Consider the following 16,042-nt stretch of genomic DNA (forward strand, 5'->3'; position numbering starts at 1 on the left):
GTCCGTTCCCGAAACTGCTCTTTGGTTTGTTCAGCCTTTTCATCGGCCTATAACCGCCTGATAATATCCATTCCGAGGTTCAAACGGGTGATCCGCAAGGACGTGAGTCATGGTAATAGAAAATTACATTCCTGATCGCGGCGACTTGGTATGGCTTCAGTTTAATCCCCAATCTGGCCATGAGCAGTCGGGAAAACGCCCAACCCTTGTCCTCTCACCTGCGCAATACAATGGAAAAGTCGGCTTAGCCTTGTCCTGTTACTTCCAAGGCTAAAGGTTACCCATTTGAGGGGGTTATTCCACAGGATTTACCGATTGAAGGGGTTATCCTGTCTGATCAAATTAAGAGCCTTGTTTGGCAATCTCGCCAAGATGAAAATTTTATTCACTACGAAAATGAGGTGAGATAATGCGAGTAAAGTGTATAGAAAATAGCAATAAGCCTAATTTAACTATAAATAAAATATATACAGTTTATGAAGGTGAGTTCATAGCAGATGCTTATGAAAGACTGTATATTATGTTAAATCAAGATGATTACGAAAGTGTAATTCCGTATAATGCAAAAGTATTTTGAAATCAGTTCAGATAAAAATCCTAATTATTTCGAAAAAGAAATATCAGAAAATAAGTATAGGATAATTCATAATCTTATTAGTTATGACAAGTTTGTTTAATGCTATATGATGAAGCAGGTACTTCAGTAGATGATTTTCGGAGTGCAAAAAAAGATATATACAAATTAGAAATGAGCAGAGAAGAAATAGGCAAAATAATAAAGGGAGATAATCAAGATGAACTAGATAATATACAGAAACAAAGGATAGTAACTTTATTGAAGAGATTATTAGATTATCACATAAGGAAATGAATAAACGTATGTTTACTCAAAATGTAGAAACAGCATTTTTGTATTTGAGTGAATTTAAAAATGATTATGTTAATAATTTTTTTATCGAATATTTATCTGAAAATGAAAATGAAAATGAAAAGGAAAATGAAAAACTAGATAAAATCGTAAGTGACTATTTTAACGCTTAAGAGTGACCAACACTTGGGGTGGACTATTAGCTTTATATCTAGTTTCTTTTCAGAGACCTAGTATGGAGAATGACAGAATCAATATAAGTAGGTCGTTCTACTCCACCGGACGGAATATGCCTCATACATAACGAAAAGAACCACCGTAAACAGGCCGCTAACCTTTTGAATCGAATCATTTTATTTAGACAACTACTACTTACAATTTTGTTTCTTATTATCTTAATATTACCAAAATAAAAAAGAATCATAAACTCTCGCATATGTACCAAACATGATATTGAGACATATGTTCTATTGATCTATCAATTCAATGGCATTAAAGTACGTCAAATCATTATATAAAAAATTACATAAAATAACTTTTTTTATATTTTTTTATTAAAAAAACCGAACTTTCTCTTTATTAATCGTGTTATAAAAATGAAGAAGATGAGCTACTTTGTCTTCAGTAAACAATAATTACATACAAACAAAGGGAGAGTGAAGATTTTGAAGAAAAAAGCCAAATTTTTGTCAGTACTAACTGTTGTAATGTCAATCTCATTGCCATCTTTCGCATTTGCAAATGAAACTGCAGCTACAGTTAGTGAACAACAGCAAAAGATTAATGCAGCGGTAGAAGTGGTAGTTAACCAGGATAACGAACCGAATAAAGAAAAGTACTCCTTAGGAATAGATCCTATACAAATTGATGCTCAGTTGTTCTATGACAGTGTGGCAGGGAAAGCATTCGAGGAGCTAACAGAAGATGAATTAACGAAAATGAGAGAGATTAATAGTGGTATAAGATCTTATGTTGAGTCTCTTGAAGGTAATTCTGGAGTTATATCTCCTCTACAATATCAAGAAAGTGATCTTTCTAAAGGTATTGAAGGTGTAATGAACTCAACATCAGGACAACTGACATATGGAGATATAGCAGTTGCTTTTGATAACGCAAACGAAGCTCGTGATATTGGAACAGAGTATGCTAGATTAATGGGATATTCAGTTACTTGGGATAACCCTGCTGATGCTTATAGACATTTTGCATGGAATTATTTTAATACGAAAGATATGAATGCTAACAAAGCCAGATTAATAGGTGATAACCATGAGTTAGCGTTAATTGGTGCAAAAAAGGCTGTTAATTACCCTGGTAGCCTTGATGATAAAATTGGATATGGCTTATTACAAGCCTACGATGTTCGTGATAAAGCCCGAGCAAGTAGCTCAGTATTTAACTCTAATTTCGATAACTCAAGTGTTATGGATTTAATAAATAACTCTAAAGGAAGACAATATGCCCTCAGCAACTATAACCATGTATCCGATGCTTTCATTGCAGCACACTTGACTCACAAAGTTTTGATTGGCTATCCTTCTAACGTTACGTCCAGCATTCGAACGACTGCATGGAATGCATTCAAATAATTTTTCAAAAGGGAGCTCTTTACGGTGCTTCCTTTTGAATTTTGTTAGTATATGGATGGAGGTTAGCATAGGAGGAACACAAAATGATAGGTATTATTATAGGAATAATCTTCTTTTCATTTATAGGGATCTATACGGTTTGGTTTAGTGTCAAACAAATTAAAAATGGTCTAAAGAAAAATCAAACCAGTGCTATAATAAAAGGGTCACTTCTTCTTTTGGTAGTAGCGATCCTTACTGTAGCGTTCTACAATTTAGTAAGATCATTTATTATAGTTTATAATGCCTAATTTTAAGGGACTTGAACTTTTGTTCAAGTCCCTTTTGTTTTCAATACCTTGTTAACCTGCCTTGACAAGAGGTACAGTTCATAAGACTCGCCACCTTCCTAAAAGCATCCCATATTCTAAGATGTAAGAAGCACCCCCTTGATTCACAGGATGCTTCCAATAGCAGCCGCTCATGGCTCCTTACGTTTTTTTCAGGCACATCCGGGGCGTGAGTCGTATCCGTTGATCATAGCAAACCACGCAGCTATCCTTCATGCAAGGGTGGCTATTCTCATTCGAGAAGGCCATCCCTACGGCAAACCCCTGCACTACGGATACCTGCGCGGTAAGGGCCCTATGACGGCTACGACACACGGATGTTTGCTCTTTGAAAACTACATACGCCAACGCTTAACCGGCAGACGGAAAACTGCTCATCAAACCAAAATCAAAAGAACGCTCATCGCCGCTTGGCTAGACCGGCCCCCGAAGACGGATGTTAAGTAGGGGGAAATCAGTTACAGGAGATGATTTGTATGTATATTGCACAATTACTAGACAAGGATCAGAAGGAGATTGCATTGAAGCTGAAAAGTAAGCTGATAACTGAGGGCTATTCAGAAAATGAAATCACTCAGGCAGTTAAAGATGGAGTTAATAGCAAGGTTTCTGACGTATCTTACCTGATTGACTAAGATTTTTTCCCTAAAAAAAGATGGATCTATCAAAGGAGATGAAGTTTAATGTTGAGTCACAATAAATTAAATGATTTCGTGGTGGCTGCTCAAATGACACGCATGCGGGGTTAGATCAGTTTTTTCAGGATTTATTGGTTTTGTTTGAGTTCGGCCAATTTGATGACGAGGTAACGCTGCATATATCAAAGGATCTGCTGGTGGACCACTTGAATCAATCAGTAAAAGAAGTAGCTGAATTGAGACCTTTTGTAGATGAACTGTAATGCGATCTTTTAAATTTGGTGGTGGTATAGATTCTGAATCGTAAACTGTAAATAATGCTGACTCTTGATTTTCATTGTTGTCTAGCATCAGAGGAAATCGGTTGTCCTTCATTCGTCTCTTGTTGGCATAATTAATAGAGTTGTAGTAAATAAGATTGGCCATATACGTGATAAAACGACGATTTATATCCTCATTCTTTTTCAAAATAAGACCCCCTTCCTTTTTGAAGAGAACACTCCTACTTAATAAAGAGTTTTATTAGAGCTTTGATAAGCGGCCTATTTCTTTTTGTTCGGTTCAATGCTAAGACAATCGTAAAAACAAAAAAAGAGGACACCAAAGTCTTAATAGACTTGGTGCCCTCAAGAGATTGTACCACAAGAATCATTTTGCTGAATTCTTAGATCTTCTTAGATCTCTTTCTCAACGGCTTTCACTTCAACGTCCTCACATCCACCGTATTGGACAGGACATCCACTTCATTCGGAATAATCCCTTTCTCAAACATATAATCGGCAACCGCTTGCCAACGTTGGCGGACGGTGTCATCAATCGGATCAAAAGGGTATAAAGAGCCTTCCAGCTGCTGACGAGCGACAGGTTCGGAGACGCCTTGGATGTCCTGAATTAATTGGACGGTGTGATCGACGTCGTCGGATAGAAGCGCGGACTCTTCATTCAACCCTTCAAATAGTTCATGAACGAGTTCAGGATGCTCCTTCAAGAAGCCCTTTCGCACAATATACACCGTATCATTGTCGGATTCGATGTCGCCTGCGGAAATGACCAGCTCTGCACCGAAGTCGACGAGTGCCACGGCGGTGAACGAACCCCATGTCGCCCAAGCGTCGACTTGCCCGCTTTCAAAGGCGGGCCCTGCTTCCGTTGGCGGAAGATAGACAATTTCGACTTCGCTTGCATCGAGTCCGCCTTTCTCCAGCGCTTTATAAAGTAGGTATTCGCCCGTGCCGCCACGGTTGACGGCGATCTTTTTACCTCGAAGGTCGGAAGGACCCTTAATGCCCGCTTCAGGCTTGGCTACAATGCCTTGATTCTGCTGATCGCCTGGCTGCTTCGTAAAAATGGTGAATTCGGACGATCCACCTACAAGAGCGCTAATTGCGGCCGTAATCGAGCCGATCGTAATATCGATCGAACCGGCGTTTAACGCCTCGATCGCCGGAGACATGGCGGCAAAACCGCCGGTTTTTTCAATTTTCGCTCCGGCTGCTTCAAGCCTTTTATACAGGGGCCCGTCTTCTTTGGATAAACTTAATGGCTGAGCACTGCGCAGTATGCCTAGACGAACAGGTACCGCTTCATCCTCAGCATTGGCTTCGTTCGCTTGACCGGCTTTACCACAAGCCGATAACGTAACTAACAGAAATATGAATAGTACATGTAAGCTTATTTTTCGCATAGGACACTTCCCTTTTTGCCTGATCATTTAGTGGATCTGATGAGCCCAATTGAAAACCTTCTCCTGTTCTTCTTGCATCGGCGTGGTTACCGCTTGTTGATCAATGCGTAGATGGGGCAGGATGTATTCTCCTACACGGTAAGCTTCTTCGAGCAGTGGAACACCGGAGAATATAAAGGTTGAAATGCCAGCATCTTGATACTCTTTCAAACGCGCCAGAACGGTTGCCGGACTGCCAACGATCGTTGTGCCCGGACCTGGTCTTACCAGACTCATCCCGGCCCACAAATCCGGATAAATTTCAAGCTCCCGAGCGTCTTTGGGAATTTGGCCGTTGTGATTGCGAAGCATGCGCTGCTGCCCCACCGAATCGCTATTTCGAAGGATGGTTTGCATGTTCTCCACGGTTTGCGGATCCATCGTCTTGAGCAGCCGATCCGCTTCTTGCCAAGCTTCTTCATCCGTATCGCGAACGATCAGATATAGCCGGATGCCATATCGCATGGTACGCCCTTGCTCAGCAGCTAATGCTTGAAGATCTTTGATCTTCTCTGCGATTTGCGGTGGCGTTTCCCCCCAGCTCAGATACGTATCGATATGCTTGGCTGCCGTGACATGAGCTGCTTGAGACGATCCGCCAAACCAGAGAGGCGGCGTTGGCTTCTGCGTGGAAGAGAGTTGTAAGGCTTTGCCTTCGGCGGTAATATACTTGCCATGGAAATCCAGGTTTTCCCCGGCCACGGCTTGTTTCCACACCTGAATCCATTCATCCGTGTAGGCATAGCGTTCATCATGCCCAAGCGTTGAACCATAGGCGCGCATTTGCGCCGTGTTTCCGTTCACGATGTTTAATAATACGCGTCCTCCGGAAAAATCATCGAAGGTTTGTGCCATTTTCGCGGCCAGCACGGGTGAAATCAACGGTGGATGAACAGCGATGAGAAACCGCATGTTGTTCGTGCTGGATATGAGGGATGATCCAAGCACCCACGTATCATGCGGGCCCGTTGCCAGCAATGCGCCGGTAAACCCTAATTGGTCTACAGCCGAGGCAATCTGCCTTAGGTAAGGTAAATCGATTTTGCGAGCGCCCTCCGTTGACCAAGGGCTGCGGCCATCCGGTGCCGTTAAATACCAATACACTTCAACGTTGTCTTTATGTGCAGCCACGTTATTCTCCTCCAATTTCTACGGGTACAGGCAAAACGGCATCTGAAACGACAATTTTCTTAGGCAAAATGTGCTGTCGTGCTAACAGATCGGCAACCCGCTGCTGTTCAGTTATGAATTCTTCGGTAATCGGCTGCAGCCCCCAAGGCCTCCGCCGTAGTGCCGCTTCCCATGAATCCACGGAAGGCCAATGGGGCAAATCCCGTGCAAAAAGCTCTGCCGCTTCACGCGTATTTTCTTGAATCCAACCTTCGGCCAGCTGCAGAGCTTCGACAACGGCCTTGAGCAATTGCGGCCGATTCGTCGCAAAATCTCGGCTGGCAAACCATACGGAACGATGAGAGATATGGGAGTCAAGCGGCACCAGCGTACGAATGAGTCCTTTGTTATGCAGCTCCGTCAGCTGCGGGTCGTTGCCGACCCAAGCCTCCACTTTCCCGGCCAGCAATGCGTTCGCCCCCTCATTGCCTATATCAACTCGAACGACATCATCATAAAGAAGGTCTTCTTTATCTAGGGCGGTTGCTAGAAAACTCGTATGCCATGACCCTTCGGAAAGCGCAATGCGCAACCCTTTCAAATCTGCAACGGATTGCACCGGCGTTGCTTTGCGAACGACCAAAGCTCCGCTAGCTGTACGAGGATTCGATACCGCAACGTACACAATATCGATATCCGAAGCCTGCGCGGTTAACGGCGGCGTAGACCCAGTACCTCCAAAGTCGATTTCTCCGGAGGCGATACGTAGAGGCGTCTTCGCTCCATCGGTGTAATCGACCCAAGCAACGGATGCGTTATGGTCTTTAAGAATCTCTTCTAAAAAGCCTAAGCGGCGCAATACGAATAACGAATGATTATTGGGATGAACGCCGATGGTTACGTCTGCTTTACTTTGAGTCATGTGAGGGACACTCCTTTGGCAATGTTTTGTTCAGCCGCGGCTAACGGTTCTGGAAGGCTCCAGTCCCATACGTTCACGGGATTCGGGAGAAAACCATGTTCGAACAGGAATCTGCTCTGGGCATCAAGCGCCGTTAAATAGTCTTCGCGTAGTGCCGGTCGAAGCGAAATATTACGATAAGCGGAGGCTACATATTCGGATGAAGCGCCGGTTTCTTTTGTAACGACCCGAATGAAATCATCGGGATGATCTTTGGACCAATCGGCGGCACGAAGCAGAGAAGTGAGAATCTGTTCCACGATATGCTCCTGTTCCGTCAAGGCCGTATCGACCGTCACGGTTCGGGGCACGCCATTGTTGACTCGCACCAGCGGATCCGGATGGAACCCGAGCTCGATCACTTCCTTCACAGCAACCGTACGAGCGGCCTCAAGCCCGGTGGCTCCTTTGACAAAAACAGCATCGATCTCGCGTCGCTGCAACGCCTCGATCTCGGTATTCCATGAATCCCTTCTTCCTTCAGGAATCGCCTCAAGATGAACGATGTTGACATCATCCAGCGTAAGATTTGCAAGGGAGAGCGCATTATGAAAACCGCGAAGCGCTTGGGCCGCTCGAAAATCAATCTCTAAATAACGATGGCGAGGAATTCCGATTCTTTTTCCGCGCAAATCGCCAGGCCCCTGAATATCCGAGTCGGGAAGGGTAAGGATCGCTTGATATTCATCGACCCAGCTTAGTCCGATCAGCCGCGTATCGCTCCCGGTAGAGCGGGCCCATAAAGCCGGAATGTTTCCTCCTTCCCGCACCAGGAAAGGCAAGGTGTGATTAAAATGCGCATGAGGCAAAGCGTGATTGGCGTCTCTTGTTAGTTCCGCCGCCGTACATCCGGACTTTTCAAGCTCCTGTTGAAGAAGCCCTAGGTCAAGGGCCAAACTGGCTGCTGTCGGAACCGGGCAGCGTGTAATCCTAATTTCCTTCACGATTTCTTGCGGGTTATCGATGTTAGGCATGCTTCAGGGCTCCTTTCTTTTTTCGGTTTCACGTCCGGTCATCACTCGCTTGTGATCCACCTCCTTCAAGAAATGGTTATCGAATGGCCATCCCAAGCGGGATGGTGTTAGAACCTATGACCCTTTCTTTAAGGGATAGGGGAGGTCTTCTGCTTCATGTCGGCTTGCCATTTCGGTTATGCCCATGACCCGTTTCAGGATGTGATCGATAAATGCCGCCACTTCGGCATTTCCCCGTTGACGGGGGCGCGGGAAAGGGACGGCTCGATCCATCGCGATCCGACCTTCTTCAATGAGCACCACGCGGTCGGCCAAGACGACAGCCTCTTCGACATCGTGCGTAATCAAGACGGTCGTGAATTGCTGCTGCTGCCACAGCGATTCGATTAATTGCTGCATTTCAATGCGGGTCAATGCATCCAGCGCTCCTAAAGGTTCATCGAGCAGCAATAATTTTGGCTGGCTGGCGAGTGCTCTTGCTAAGGCGACTCGTTGTTTCTGACCGCCGGACAGCACGGACGGCCATTCATTGGCCCGTGTACTCAGCCCAACCTGTTCTAAAGCGGCTTCGGCTTTATGACGGTCTTCTTTTCGAAGTCCGATCGCAACATTATCGATGACCTTATTCCAAGGCAACAGCCTCGCATCTTGAAACATCATCCGAGTTTCGGGATGTACTTGCTGAACCGGATGGTCATTGATCCATATGTCTCCCGACGTGGATGGTTCCAATCCGGCGATCACGCGTAATAACGTGCTTTTCCCGCAGCCGCTTCGCCCGATAACGGCAATGAACTCTCCTGGCTTCACTTCTAGCTCAATGCCTCGAAGCACAGATTGTTCGCCAAAACTTTTCTGTAATCTTGCAATATGAAGGTGCACACCATGGGTAGAGGAATTCAGGGTCGACACATCCTTTCAGAGCTTAGTTTTGATAATTCGGGTTCCATTGTAAAAAGCGCTTCTCTAAGAGCTTAGCGATGGAATCGGCCAGCTTTCCAAATAAGGCATAAAGCAAAATGGTAAGCAGAATGATATCGGTTTGCATGTATTCTCTTGCGTTCATGGCCAGAAAGCCGATGCCCGAATTCGTAGCGATCGTTTCGGATACGATTAGGGTCAACCACATGATGCCTAAAGCGTAGCGTAGTCCGACTAGAATGGAAGGCAGTGCGCCAGGCAGAACGATTCTCCAAAAGAGCGAAGCGGAGCGCAGCCCGTATACGCTGCCCATTTCGATCAATCCGTTGTCCACGGAGCGGATGCCGTGCAGGGTATTGATGTAGACCGGGAATAACACGCCGATCGCGACCAAAAATATTTTCGACTCCTCGCCAATGCCAAACCATAGAACGACTAGTGGAATCATCGCTAGATGAGGAACATTGCGTATCATTTGAATCGTCGTATCTAACAATTTTTCAGCGATGGATGATAAGCCGTTCATAAAGCCCAGTACAAGACCGATCCCCCCGCCGATTAAGAAACCAATGAACGCTCTTTGAAAGCTGATGGAGATGTGTTCGATTAATTCTCCTGACAACAGCAGCTCCCTGAAAGAAAATAAAACGTCTTGAGGCAGGGGGAGTATTTTTCTCGATATCACATCAAGATTGGATAATATGGACCACAGGACGATTAGTAAGATGGGGAGAACCCAAGGCAAACATTTTCCGATCAATGGATTGGAAAGGAACTTTCTTATCACTTCAACTCACCTAGCTTTCAATAATAGGATGGTAAAAATAAAAGGCCACAACTCCAGCAGTATCTGCTGAGGCTGTGACCTCCATTTGAATGGTCGGTATCATTTAATGATTAATAATTCCTATAAGTTTAATATGGATTTGATTATACTTCTCCATTTTAGTTTCGTCAACCTGAATTATGTGAGTTCATTGAAGAAGTTATGTTAAAATATGGTACACTATGAATTCTCTCTCATTACGGAAAATACTTACTTGATGAAGATTTATAGGAGTGTTTCATATTAACAAAAAAATAGTCTTGTTGTATGTTGTTCTTGTTGCGTCCATCATAACTTCCTGTTCGCCAAGAAATCAGGAGCGAATAGAAGAATCCATTTTGATACCATTCAAGCTGTCAATTACATGTACGTTACGGATACGAGTAAGGAGCATTACATGAAGGAATTTGAAGGGAGTCTTAAAAAGGATATCGACAAATTTGATGCTTCCGAAAAGGAATGGATACTAAATTTAATAGGACTTGAAGGCTGGAAAAAGGTTTCAGCATCAGACTTTATAAATTCTTGATTGTTACTGCTTAGGAGCGGAAGCTTATTTAAAAGATGTTTACGTCGAGGAGGTTGACCCAACTAAATGAAAGTAACTATCGAAGAACTTCTCCATGTATTGGGAGAGCATCACAAGGAGGCACACGGCATTCCGGAGGCGGATATTCAGGCCAAGGAACAGAGCCTGGGCTTTCCGTTACCGACTGTCCTGCGGGATTATTTTAAGGTTTTGGGACATTCCCCGCATATCACCCAAGGGTGCAATAACCAATATGAACCGCTACCTCTGCAGGGTTTGTTCATTCCCGATGACACGTTTTTTACGACAGATAAGGCGTTTCTGGTTTTCTATCAAGTGGAGGAATCCGTAATATATTGCGGGATCCGAATTCGGGATTTGGAGCAGGAAGATCCACCGGTCTATTTGTGCGCGTGGAACTCTCCCGACTGGCAGCTGGAAAATCGGTCGCTTCAACGCTTTCTCACTGGCAAGGCACTTGTTCAGTTAGGCGTTGAGGATCGGCTGCCGTATTGGGCCATTTTTGATGAGAGTTTGTGGAGCTTGTCCGACTATCGCAGATATATGCATCTAGAGGAGTCGGAGCATGAGATTGAGGAAGGGTCAGAACTGAATGCGTGGAAAATCTACGTGAAGGACGATGTGCTGATCGTGTCTGAAATCGACGTATCCGAAGAGGAGACGGATGAACTGTTGGCTGTATACCTGGCGTCCTTTGAGCAAGCTAGTTTGGAGAAGTTGCTGAGGGAGATGGGGAAAGCAAACAATTTGCCTACTTTTCGAACGAATCTGTCAGAAGAGTGATGGATTGAGGAAGCAAGTAGGAAGTGGATGTACCTAAGGGCTTTCTCTTATATTTTTTTGGATTACTTGGACTTTTCTGTGTTTACAATACTGGGTAATATTATGGTACAATATGTATATAATAAAGTGAAGTGAGGATGCTGCTAACACCCTCACTCCTAACAACAGCCGCTTTTAAGGGCGGTAGGCAGTTATAGGGACTAGAAATAGGTCGTTATCCCATCTACGGGCGGCCTATTTCTTTTTGTTTTGGTTCAATGCTAAGACAATGGTTACGACCAATCCGACCAGCGTGACAAGCAGCGAACCGAATTGGATCATTAATGTCAGAGCATCCTTAACCTCCACAGGCATCACCTCCCTTCCGGGAGACTAGCCGACCGCCCATATTAGCCATTCTGTTGTTATGGTTAATTATACCATAATAATAGAAGAGCGCCTATCTTATGGGCTGGTTCCGAAAGCTGGTTATAACCGTATTACCCTTACAAAAAAGCCACCCCCAAAGCCTACGACAAACGTAGTCTCTTTGAGGGCAGCCCCATTTAACCTTACATACAACTCCAATACCTTGCTCTACAACCTACTTTGCACTCGGCAGCAATTTATTCAGCAAGATTGCTGCAAGCGAAGCAGCCAGAATCGGTGAGCCGAGCAAATATTGCACGAACGTTGGCAAGGTATACAAGAAATCTTTAGGAATAAGCACTAACGCTAACGTCAAAATCATTGGGATAGCGATAATGTACATTTCTTTTTCGCCGATTTTTTCGTTCTTCATGACCTGGATCCCGTTAATCGAGATGATGCCGCAGACAATAGCGAATACGCCGCCGATGACCGCGGTTGGGATCGAGGAGATCAGCGCGGCCAATTTGCCGGAGCACCCGAAGAGGACAAACCATCCGCCAACCGCTAGAAAGACTCTACGACTGGCTACGCCTGTGATGGAGATAATGCCTGCATTGGTGGAATAGCCGGTAACCGGCGTGGAGCCGAGTCCTGAAGCAATCAGGCAGCTAATCCCTTCTCCAATCACCCCGCGGTTAATGTTCTTATCCGTTAACGGTTTATCAATGACGTTACTGATGGCAAACCATGTACCTGTGGTTTCTGCCAGCAGTACGAGATAAATAATGATCATGGTGATGATCGCCGAGAAGTCGAACGAGAAGCCAAAATCCTTAAACGGAATCTGCGGCATGCTGAACCACTTGGCGTTTGCAACAGCGCTGAAATTCAGCACACCCATAAAGTTGGCCGAGATACATCCGATAATTAATGCGACCATCACGGACGTAACTCGGAATATCGCGCCTCTCGTCCGGAACAAAGAGCCCAGGATTACGAACAGGATGAGTGCAGCCGCTGAGATTAGGGCCAGCAGCACGTTTTGATTGATGGTAGCGTCCGTGGCGCCGTAGATATTGTCTCGAATAGCAACAGGCAATAACGACAGACCGACGATGAAGATGATCGTGCCTCCGACAATGGGCGGGATGAAGGATGTAACGATTTTATTGAAAACTCCCGTATATCCTAAAATAATCACGAGGATCGCGCCAATCAAGCTCGCGCCCAGCACGGAACTCCAACCCATCTCCCCGCCGCCGCTGGCGGCATAAATGGCGACAATCGCGCCGAGTGGAACATAGGAAGGACCCTGCGCCATCGGCAGCTTCATACAGAAATACGTTTGCACGATCGTGGCTAGCCCGGCCGCAATAAACGTGGATTGAATCAATGCGCTGGACTGATTGGGCGCCAAGCCGATTAACATGGCAATCAGGAAAGGGACGACATAGACGTCCATCGCGACGACATGCTGTAAACCGAGAATGGCGGATTTTCCGAATGAAATCTTACCGTCGGGAGGAACCGTTAAATGCTGTGATTTTGTTTGCGCGTCATTTAGCTCTTCTGCTTGTGTTTTCACTCCGCTGGACACCTCGAATGTTAGGATGAATTGCTTTTTGAACAACCTCTATCTTTCTTAACGCGTATGAACCTTTTCCCCTTGTACCCACACCTCGCGGATATGCTCAGGCCGTGCCAGATACATGATTTTCTGAAAAATATCTTGTGCGTCTTCAAACTCATCAAAAATCGGCAGCTTCGCAGATGGAAGTCTCGTATCGATCACCTGCACATCCCATGCGTAGTTTTCTTGAATGCGACCGATCGGCAGGCTCAGACTTTCACCGCCTCCGGCCGTAGCCAGATAGAATGCCTCATGAATCGTAATGCGCGACTTAGGTACGCCACGATTTTCCGCAGGAAGGGAGGTGTTCACGCCATCTTCCAGCATCCTGGAAGACATCACGGCTTGTCTTATGTTATCGAAGAGACTGGGCGAGAAGCCGCCGGATAGATCCGAGCCTAAACCGATCTCCACATTTTTGGCATGGAAGCGAGCGACCGGGATGACGCTGTTGGCAAAATACGCGTTGGATATTGGGCAATGCGCGATCGCGGTGCCGGTGTCAGCGAATAATTCAGCATCCTGGTCATCAAGGAAATTACAATGAGCCATCACCGATTTATCACGCAGCAGGCCAAAATCATGCAAGGCAAACGCATCATTTTTCTGGAATCGATCTTTCACATAACCATGCGCCCAATCGCTTTCGCTGCAGTGGGATTGCACATATGTATCGTATTTAGCTGCCAGCTCGCCTAAACCCTTCAACCCTTCATCGGTACAGCTTGGAATGAAGCGTGGGGTGACGACGGGATACACGCCTTGTTTTGTGGTCTTGGCCAGTTCCTGTACAGCGATAATAAATTCCTCTGTATCCGCCAGCGCTGTGGATGTGTTCGCATCGCGGTAGTAACCCGGATTCTGCTCGGGATCGTCCATGACGACCTTTCCGACAAGTCCGCGCTGGCCTTTGCTTGCACAGATTTGGGCTAACAACAAGCTGGCTTCTTTATGCACCGTGGCAAAATAAAGGGCCGTCGTTGTTCCATTGGCCAGCAGGGTGCTTACGACATCGTCGTAAACCTTTTGCGCAAACTCCAGATCGGAAAATTTCGATTCCAGCGGGAAGGTATAGGTATTCAACCAATCATAGAGCGGAATGTCCAATGCGGTTCCGGATTGAGCCCATTGCGGCGCATGAACATGCAAGTCGACAAAACCGGGCAAGAAATACTGTCCTTCCTCTAAACGATGAAAGCTGTCGGTGCCTTGATATGTATCCAGCAGGGATTGGTAGTCGGCGTCTTCCGGCGCTACGACTCGCTCAATCATGCCGTCTCCATTGATGCAATAAAGATAGTCTCTCAATACTTGAATTTCTTTGGGAGATTTGCTTGAAAAAGAAGTCCCTTGAAATAATAACATATATTTACTCATGTTTACCGCCTTAATGTTCGTTTTTTGGAGCGCTTTTGTCATTATAGTCCGTGGAAAAAGAGATGTCCATAGTTTAAAGGCGAATAGATGGGGGGGATAGCGATCATTCATCCTTACTCAACAGTCTCCAACATAACTCCCGCCTTCATTAAATCATTCAGAGGATGGAATCTCAGGCGCTCAAGGGCAACTATTTCAGATGCTGGTTGGTGTAAGAATTCATAACGAAGGTCATGCGATTGGCAATCACTCCTACAACCATCCTCTATGGACTAAGGTCTCGCTGCGGCAGTTTCCACAACAGATATCCCGTCTCCACTCTTGTAAGATTTATTACTTGATGTCTCTGTTGCAGTATCGTTAAACGAATCACTTGTTCCATAAGTGACATTCCCGAACATGAGTGCATAATCTATGGATAAGTCTATGGACGAAGGGAACAGGGAATGTTCGCATCTTATTTTTAGAAAGCCATCCCAGGTGGATCTGAGGGCTTTCCCAACGAATAACTCCATTCAAGAAAAACAGCACAAATACCGTTCGGAGATTGCTCTCATCGCGAATGCTTATCCGAAGCTATATCGCGAAGAGCCGGATCATTCGCGCTTTCGGTGGAAATTTATGCTAACGAGTGATACACCTGCGGTAAGGCGTTATTTTACACCCGGAAAAGACCTGGTTACTGCCGGGAACAAAGAAGAGATGAAAAGAGTCATTCACTATTATTTGAACCATCCTGCTGAAAGAAAAGCCATTCAACACCAAGGCCAGATAACGGTCAGAAAGTATATGTATAAGCATAGAGCGCAGGAGATTATACAAGTCCTCAAGCGCAAAGGCATTATAACAGCGGACGACTAAAAAGAAGCCATGATCCCCGGCTTAACTCTTCGGGAGAGTGAAATACAGTGAAATTACAAGCCAAGTCAAAGTCAAAATTGCACATCAAAAATAAAAGAGAAATGATCATAAAGAAAGGGTATAAATATCTTTCAACACCTTATCGTTTGGGAGCAAAACCTTTTCAGACTGATGAATTTGACTGTAGTTCATTTGTTCAATATCTGCATAGTCATTTTTGCATACCTCTCCCCCGTACCTCCCGCCAGCAAAGTCTGCTTGGTAAGAAGGTAGAAAAAAAGGAGCTGCAACGAGGAGACTTGTTGTTTTTTACGAATCGATGGCGTTACAGGAGAAAAGGGACAAAGAGGGTGGCTCATATTGCTATCTACCTGGGGAATAACAAAATGCTTCATTCATGCAAGGAAGAGGGAGTAACCGTATCTAAATTAACCGAGATTATTAATGAATCCAAAAGCAAGCGGTGGATCGATTATTACCTCTTCGCGAGGAGAATTCCAGATTGCGTTGAGGATAAAATGGGGATAACCAAAAAGTAGAATATCAGGCTC

The 16,042-nt window shown here is 45.1% G+C and carries 18 protein-coding genes and 1 pseudogene; 9 read left to right on the forward strand and 10 right to left on the reverse strand.

Annotated features, from left to right (window positions below; translation table 11 throughout):
- Positions 1-109: 109 nt before the first annotated feature.
- The 4 genes and pseudogenes from OHJ21_RS25505 to OHJ21_RS25520 all read left to right on the forward strand — a co-directional run bounded on the left by OHJ21_RS25505 (position 110) and on the right by OHJ21_RS25520 (position 3,421).
- Positions 110-410: pseudogene (locus OHJ21_RS25505) on the forward strand (type II toxin-antitoxin system PemK/MazF family toxin).
- Positions 411-867: 457 nt separating this feature from the next.
- A complete protein-coding gene (locus tag OHJ21_RS25510; RefSeq protein ID WP_486021509.1) occupies positions 868-1,041 on the forward strand; it encodes a hypothetical protein in 174 nt (57 codons plus the stop codon).
- A 492-nt stretch (positions 1,042-1,533) separates the two neighbouring features.
- Positions 1,534-2,457, forward strand: a complete 924-nt coding sequence (locus OHJ21_RS25515) for a DUF6973 domain-containing protein (RefSeq protein WP_486021510.1) — start codon at positions 1,534-1,536, stop codon at positions 2,455-2,457.
- A gap of 805 nt (positions 2,458-3,262) precedes the next feature.
- Positions 3,263-3,421 carry a hypothetical protein gene (locus tag OHJ21_RS25520; RefSeq protein ID WP_486021511.1) on the forward strand — a complete coding sequence of 53 codons (159 nt, stop codon included), beginning with the start codon at positions 3,263-3,265 and terminating at the stop codon, positions 3,419-3,421.
- 66 nt (positions 3,422-3,487) lie between these two features.
- Here the strand turns inward: OHJ21_RS25520 and OHJ21_RS25525 are convergent, their stop codons facing one another.
- The 7 genes from OHJ21_RS25525 to OHJ21_RS25555 all read right to left on the reverse strand — a co-directional run bounded on the left by OHJ21_RS25525 (position 3,488) and on the right by OHJ21_RS25555 (position 9,897).
- Positions 3,488-3,892 carry a hypothetical protein gene (locus tag OHJ21_RS25525; protein WP_486021512.1) on the reverse strand — a complete coding sequence of 135 codons (405 nt, stop codon included), beginning with the start codon at positions 3,890-3,892 and terminating at the stop codon, positions 3,488-3,490.
- A gap of 229 nt (positions 3,893-4,121) precedes the next feature.
- Positions 4,122-5,108 carry an ABC transporter substrate-binding protein gene (locus tag OHJ21_RS25530; RefSeq protein ID WP_486021513.1) on the reverse strand — a complete coding sequence of 329 codons (987 nt, stop codon included), beginning with the start codon at positions 5,106-5,108 and terminating at the stop codon, positions 4,122-4,124.
- Positions 5,109-5,135: 27 nt separating this feature from the next.
- The gene (locus OHJ21_RS25535) at positions 5,136-6,278 is read right to left on the reverse strand and encodes an LLM class flavin-dependent oxidoreductase (protein ID WP_486021514.1); all 1,143 of its coding nucleotides are present in this window, start codon (positions 6,276-6,278) and stop codon (positions 5,136-5,138) included.
- Between the two features lies 1 nt (position 6,279).
- Entirely contained in the window at positions 6,280-7,179 is a 900-nt protein-coding gene (locus tag OHJ21_RS25540; protein ID WP_486021515.1) for an ABC transporter substrate-binding protein, read from the reverse strand.
- Complete coding sequence (locus OHJ21_RS25545; RefSeq protein WP_486021516.1) at positions 7,176-8,192, reverse strand: ABC transporter substrate-binding protein; 1,017 nt, start codon at positions 8,190-8,192, stop codon at positions 7,176-7,178. Before OHJ21_RS25545 ends, OHJ21_RS25540 begins: the two co-directional genes overlap by 4 nt.
- Before the next feature lie 114 nt (positions 8,193-8,306).
- Positions 8,307-9,104, reverse strand: coding sequence for an ATP-binding cassette domain-containing protein (locus OHJ21_RS25550; RefSeq protein WP_486021517.1), 798 nt, complete (start codon positions 9,102-9,104; stop codon positions 8,307-8,309).
- A gap of 13 nt (positions 9,105-9,117) precedes the next feature.
- Positions 9,118-9,897, reverse strand: a complete 780-nt coding sequence (locus OHJ21_RS25555; RefSeq protein ID WP_486021689.1) for an ABC transporter permease subunit — start codon at positions 9,895-9,897, stop codon at positions 9,118-9,120.
- A gap of 439 nt (positions 9,898-10,336) precedes the next feature.
- Between OHJ21_RS25555 and OHJ21_RS25560 the strand changes: the two genes are divergently transcribed.
- Positions 10,337-10,468, forward strand: a complete 132-nt coding sequence (locus tag OHJ21_RS25560; protein ID WP_486021518.1) for a hypothetical protein — start codon at positions 10,337-10,339, stop codon at positions 10,466-10,468.
- Between the two features lie 66 nt (positions 10,469-10,534).
- A complete protein-coding gene (locus tag OHJ21_RS25565; protein ID WP_486021519.1) occupies positions 10,535-11,272 on the forward strand; it encodes an SMI1/KNR4 family protein in 738 nt (245 codons plus the stop codon).
- Between the two features lie 234 nt (positions 11,273-11,506).
- Here the strand turns inward: OHJ21_RS25565 and OHJ21_RS25570 are convergent, their stop codons facing one another.
- The 3 genes from OHJ21_RS25570 to guaD form a co-directional block, all read right to left on the reverse strand.
- Entirely contained in the window at positions 11,507-11,620 is a 114-nt protein-coding gene (locus OHJ21_RS25570; protein ID WP_237566302.1) for a putative holin-like toxin, read from the reverse strand.
- 235 nt (positions 11,621-11,855) lie between these two features.
- Entirely contained in the window at positions 11,856-13,208 is a 1,353-nt protein-coding gene (locus tag OHJ21_RS25575) for a uracil-xanthine permease family protein (protein WP_486021520.1), read from the reverse strand.
- 57 nt (positions 13,209-13,265) lie between these two features.
- Complete coding sequence (gene guaD, locus OHJ21_RS25580; protein ID WP_486021521.1) at positions 13,266-14,630, reverse strand: guanine deaminase; 1,365 nt, start codon at positions 14,628-14,630, stop codon at positions 13,266-13,268.
- 199 nt (positions 14,631-14,829) lie between these two features.
- Between guaD and OHJ21_RS25585 the strand changes: the two genes are divergently transcribed.
- Genes OHJ21_RS25585 through OHJ21_RS25595 form a run of 3 tightly spaced genes read left to right on the forward strand, consistent with a single transcriptional unit; the run spans position 14,830 to position 16,030 of the window.
- Positions 14,830-14,994 carry a polysaccharide deacetylase family protein gene (locus OHJ21_RS25585; RefSeq protein ID WP_486021522.1) on the forward strand — a complete coding sequence of 55 codons (165 nt, stop codon included), beginning with the start codon at positions 14,830-14,832 and terminating at the stop codon, positions 14,992-14,994.
- Positions 14,995-15,044: 50 nt separating this feature from the next.
- Positions 15,045-15,491, forward strand: coding sequence for a glycosyltransferase family protein (locus tag OHJ21_RS25590; RefSeq protein WP_486021523.1), 447 nt, complete (start codon positions 15,045-15,047; stop codon positions 15,489-15,491).
- 47 nt (positions 15,492-15,538) lie between these two features.
- Entirely contained in the window at positions 15,539-16,030 is a 492-nt protein-coding gene (locus OHJ21_RS25595) for a C40 family peptidase (protein WP_100540432.1), read from the forward strand.
- Positions 16,031-16,042: the final 12 nt, after the last annotated feature.

This window comes from Virgibacillus sp. LDC1 (assembly GCF_025792345.1).
GTDB lineage: Bacteria > Bacillota > Bacilli > Paenibacillales > Paenibacillaceae > Paenibacillus_AQ > Paenibacillus_AQ lautus.

Coding starts and splice junctions, on each gene's coding strand:
- OHJ21_RS25585 (WP_486021522.1), top strand. CDS start 14,830: ATGCTGGTTGGTGTAAGAATTCATAACGAAGGTCATGCGATTGGCAAT.
- OHJ21_RS25590 (WP_486021523.1), top strand. CDS start 15,045: ATGGATAAGTCTATGGACGAAGGGAACAGGGAATGTTCGCATCTTATT.
- OHJ21_RS25560 (WP_486021518.1), top strand. CDS start 10,337: ATGAAGGAATTTGAAGGGAGTCTTAAAAAGGATATCGACAAATTTGAT.
- guaD (WP_486021521.1), bottom strand. CDS start 14,630: ATGAGTAAATATATGTTATTATTTCAAGGGACTTCTTTTTCAAGCAAA.
- OHJ21_RS25545 (WP_486021516.1), bottom strand. CDS start 8,192: ATGCCTAACATCGATAACCCGCAAGAAATCGTGAAGGAAATTAGGATT.
- OHJ21_RS25530 (WP_486021513.1), bottom strand. CDS start 5,108: ATGCGAAAAATAAGCTTACATGTACTATTCATATTTCTGTTAGTTACG.
- OHJ21_RS25565 (WP_486021519.1), top strand. CDS start 10,535: ATGAAAGTAACTATCGAAGAACTTCTCCATGTATTGGGAGAGCATCAC.
- OHJ21_RS25510 (WP_486021509.1), top strand. CDS start 868: ATGAATAAACGTATGTTTACTCAAAATGTAGAAACAGCATTTTTGTAT.
- OHJ21_RS25540 (WP_486021515.1), bottom strand. CDS start 7,179: ATGACTCAAAGTAAAGCAGACGTAACCATCGGCGTTCATCCCAATAAT.
- OHJ21_RS25520 (WP_486021511.1), top strand. CDS start 3,263: ATGTATATTGCACAATTACTAGACAAGGATCAGAAGGAGATTGCATTG.